The organism is Ereboglobus sp. PH5-10 (assembly GCF_029504735.1).
In the GTDB taxonomy this organism is placed as follows: Bacteria; Verrucomicrobiota; Verrucomicrobiia; order Opitutales; family Opitutaceae; genus Ereboglobus.
The window spans coordinates 1-3,330 of record NZ_JAQFIP010000036.1; the positions used below are offsets into that span (position 1 = coordinate 1).

Consider the following 3,330-nt stretch of genomic DNA (forward strand, 5'->3'; position numbering starts at 1 on the left):
CTCTTCAACGGAGCGGCGCCCTCGAACACCGGCACGACGCTCATAGTCGGCGACGGGCACGGCAACACCGACATCGAGGCCACCTACAACTACGCAGCGTTCTCAAGCGGCTCCGCCCACGTCACCGGCAGCGCGCACAGCAACCACATCGAGGGTCCCGGCATCTACGTCGACTACCTGCTCACCGAACTCAAGACGAACACCAACCTCATGCTCGACAACACCGGGGCAACCGACACGGTCCTCGGCGCCAAAATCAGCGGCACCGGCAACCTGACAATCCGGGCGCGCGACACGCAAATATTCCTCAGCCACTCGAACGCCTACACCGGCACAACCACGATCAGCAGCGGCACACTCATCGCCGCCGCCAACGACGCGCTCGGCCAAACGTCCTACCTGATCATCACCGACACCGCCGCCTACAACCTCAACGGCCACACGCAAACAATCGCCAACGGCGCGCGCATCGACGGGACTCTCGCCGGCACCGGCAGCCTCGGCCTCGGCGGCCTGGCGACAATCACAAGCACCAACGCCGCCTTCGCGGCGAACGTCGGCATCATCGGCACGACCACGATCAACAACACGCAGGCGCTCGGCAACAGCGGCACGCTCGACATCGCATCCGGCGCAACACTCAGCGCGGACGGAGCAACCGGCGACCTCTCCAAGACGCTGGCAGGGCAGGGCGGGTTCTCCCTGGTCAACAGCGCCACGATCACGCTCACCGCCGACAACACAAACTACAGCGGCACCTTCGCGATCTCCGCGACCAGCCGCCTCGCCGCCTCGACCGACGCGAACCTCGGCAATGCCGCGCTCTCCGGCTCTGGCGTCTTCGAGAAAATCGACGCCGCGACCACGCTCACCATTGCGCGCGCCAACGAAACCTTCACCGGCACGACCATCGTCAACGCCGGCGCGCTCCGTCTCGAAAACCTCCTCGGCACCGGCACCGGCGCCGTTCTCAACAACGCCATCCTCGACCTCGCGGGCACGGGCGCGTTCGCCAACAACATCAGCGGCACCGGCACGACCGCCGTCACCGGCGCGGGCGTGAACCTCACCGGAACAAACTCCACCGACTGGAACATCACCGGAGCCGCGCAAGTCTCCACGCCCGCGAACCTCGGCTTGGGCAACACGCACATCGACGGCGAACTCACCCTCGCCGCCACCACCGCGTGGGCCTACTCGAACACGCTCACCGGCGCCGGCACCCTCGCCGTGAACCTCTCCGGCAACGCCTTCACCTTCAGCCCTTCAGCCCTTCATCCCTCCAGCCCTTTCCGCGGCACCCTCGTCCTTGATGACACCGTGCTCACCCTCGGCGTCGCCGCCAACACCGACGTGCTCGCCAACGCCGCGTTGCAACTCAACGCCGGCGGCATCCTTCACGCCAACGGCGAAACCCGCCGCATCGCCGCCCTCGCTCTTAACGGCGGTGCGCTCTGGCTGCCGATGAACGGCGTCGATCCCGTCGAAGTGCTCCGCACCGGCACGCTCTCCATCACCGACCTGTCGAGCACCGTTGTCTTCGAAAACTACACCGGCGGCGCGACCCCGATCATCGACTCGCTTGCGCAAAAGAACTGGCTCGACCAGGACAACCTCACCGACAACGCCACGCTCCTCGTCTTCGCCGAAACCGTCTCCACCCCCGGTGTCCAGATCGCGATCCGCCAGGCCGACGGCACCGCGCTGTCCAACGGCCAGGTCATCGAGCACACCGAAGTCAACGCCATCTACAACTACACCGCGCAAACCGCCGGCACCGCCAGCGCCTACACCGGCACCGCCGGACTCTACTACGACTACGTGCTCGTCGAGTTGAACGTCAAGGACGGCAAAACCCTCTCCCTCACCAGCGACGGCGCGACCGACAACACCCTCGCCGCCGCCATCACCGGCCCCGGCAGCGTGCTCTACAACACCGCCTCGACGATGATCCTCACCGGCTCCAACACTTACACCGGCACCAGCACCCTCGCCACCGGCACGCTCATCGCCGGCGTTGACAACGCCCTCGGTCAAACCGACCAACTCTACATCGACGCCGGGGCCCTCCTCGACCTCAACGACCACGCCCAGACGATCGCCAACGGCGGCCGCGTCGACGGCCACATCACCGGCACCGGCGCGCTCACCCTCACCGGCGGCACGATGACGATCACCACCTCGAACACCGCCTACACCGCGCAAACCAACATCAACGCCGACGCCACCGCGCGCCTCGCCGACGCCGCCGGCCTCGGCACTGCCGCCATCGAACTCGAAGGCGTCCTGGTCCTGGACACCGCCGCCGACGGCACCCTGCAAAACACCCTCTCCGGCGCCGGCGCGCTCATCAAGGACAACGCCGGCGCGGTGACAATCAACCACTCGAACGCCGGCTTCACCGGCGACGCGAGCATCGACGAAGGCCGCCTCATCGGCGCCAAGATCGACGCGCTCGGCACCGCCGTGATCACCGTCGCCGACGGCGCGGCCTTCGAGCAACTCAACGTCACCGGCACGCTGCAAAACGAACTCCACGGCGAAGGCCTTCACCAACTCACCAACAGCACGCTCCACCTCGCCAACCCCGCCGGCTACACCATCGCCGCCACCACGCTCGACGCCACCAGCGCGCTCATCCTCGAAACCACCGGCTACCGCTTCCGCGCCCTCGAACTGAACAACGGCGCGCTCGCCTTCGACGCCGCCGCCCCGACCGCCGCCGCGCAAATCGACACCCTCGGCGACACCACCGGACGCCTCATCCTCAACGCGCAACTCGCCGACATCACCGCCGGCATCAACCCCGCCGGCACCGTCGCCAACCACCTCTCAATCGCCGACGCCGGCGCGGGCCGCCACGACGTATACATCAACCCCGTCAGCGAACCGCCCGCCGCGATCAACTTCGCCATCGAGCTGATCACGACGGGCAGCGGCACGGCGCAGTTCGTCATGGCGAACCCCGGCGGCAAACTCGAGTATGACCTCACCACCATCGAACTGGTCCAGGGCGACGGCAGCGACTACACGCCCGACACAAACAAATGGTATCTCTCGGACCGCAACCTAAGCCACGCCGCCGACGCGATCATCAACACCGCCTCGACGCTCGCGCTCGACTGGGCCTACGCCCTCGACGCCCTCCACCTGCGTCTGGGCGACATCCGCGCCGAAACCCTCGCCAGCCCCGACAATCCAAAATCCGGCAACCTCTGGCTGCGCGCGCGCGGCTACCGCCTCAACGCGGCGAACGAACTCTCCGGCATGTCCTTCCGCCAATACGGCTGGGGCATGACCGGCGGCGCGGACAAAATCTTCGAAACCGAA

The 3,330-nt window shown here is 67.0% G+C and carries 1 protein-coding gene; it reads left to right on the top strand.

Features of this window, described 5'->3' with window-relative positions; genetic code table 11:
* Positions 1-3,330 (top strand): pertactin-like passenger domain-containing protein (locus tag M2447_RS13595; RefSeq protein ID WP_277559046.1); only part of this gene is annotated, 3,330 nt, incomplete at both ends.